The sequence below is a fragment of the Phaeobacter sp. PT47_59 genome, assembly GCF_028890025.1.
In the GTDB taxonomy this organism is placed as follows: domain Bacteria; phylum Pseudomonadota; class Alphaproteobacteria; order Rhodobacterales; family Rhodobacteraceae; genus Phycobacter.
Window position 1 is genome coordinate 1 of record NZ_JARCJL010000069.1, and the last position, 1,344, is coordinate 1,344.

1 protein-coding gene is annotated in these 1,344 nt (G+C 61.3%); it reads right to left on the minus strand.

Annotated elements, in window-relative coordinates:
- Positions 1-1,227, minus strand: a 1,227-nt coding sequence (istA, locus tag PXK01_RS21910; RefSeq protein WP_274861730.1) for an IS21 family transposase, incomplete at its 3' end; no start/stop codon positions are given.
- Positions 1,228-1,344 lie beyond the last annotated feature (117 nt).

Consider the following 1,344-nt stretch of genomic DNA (forward strand, 5'->3'; position numbering starts at 1 on the left):
CCGGGCTTCCAGCAGTCGGCGCAGGGTTTTGAACGCTTCGGGCAACTCCCAGCCCTGCAGAGGCGCGGCCTGATCGAAGGACATGATCTTGCGTTCGATCAGCGCCAGGTAATGCAGTGGATCAAACACCATGTCGCCGGTGTCATAGGAGCGCGAATGCTCGGCGATCACCTCGGCGCCGCAGCCGATGACAACCCGGGTCACGAAGCCCTTGATCCAGACCGCACGGTGGCCGTAGGCAACCGGCACCGAGTAATCATTGCCGCGATAGCGCACCACCGATGTCGATGTGACCTGGCCACTTTGCAACTCACAGGCCTCAAAGGGGGTGCCGGGCAAATCCCGCATCGCCGCGAGATCGGCCTTCAGCCGTTCCCCGATGCTGACCTTGTAGCCACGCAGAACATCACCCTGGCGCTTGCGGCACTGCTCTTCCAGGTGAGCGTTGAACGCGTGCCAGTCCGGAAAGGACGGGATCGGCACCATGAAGTTGCGACGCCCGTAGCCGACCAGCCCCTCCACGGCCCCTTTGTCATTGCCCTTGCCGGGACGGCCATAGCGGTCCCGGATCACGTAATGCGACAACATCGCGCTGAACCGCTGGGTTCTTTGCCGGGAGCCATCCGGCAGAATCCGGGCAACCAGGCAGCGGTCATTGTCATAAAGAATCGACTGGGGAACCGCGCCGAAGAACGCAAAGGCATGGACATGGCCGTCAAGCCACGCCTCGGTATTGGCCGCAGGATAGGCCCGGATGTAGCACGCGTCGCTGTGCGGCAGATCGAGGGCAAAGAAGTGTGCCTTCTGCTCGACGCCGCCGATCACGACAAGCGCTTCACCAAAATCGGCCTGTGCATGACCGGGCGGATGGCTCAGCGGCACGAACATCTCCTTGCCGGTCCGCTTCCGGTCTCGAACGTAATCCTTGACGATGGTGTAGCTGCCATCAAAACCGCACTCGTCCCGCAACCGCTCGAAAATACGCTTTGCGGTGTGACGCTGCTTGCGAGGGCGGCCCCTGTCTTCAGCAAGCCATTGGTCCATCTGGCTGGTGAACGCATCCAGCTTCGGGCGCCTGATCGGCGCTGTCCGCCGATATCCCGGCGGCTCCGAATAGGCCAACATCTTCGCAACACTGTCCCGGCTGATCCCAAAATCCCGGGCAATCTGACGCCCGCTCAATCCATCCTGGAAATGAGCGTGACGCACCTTCAAATACAAGTCCACGGTGTATATCCCCAAGCCCTCCCGAAATCCGAAAGGGCAAAAGTGGACGACTTTTACGCCGCCCGCGACAACACTATGCCGTCGCTACCGTGGCCGAGTATTGCTCCGCCGTTCACA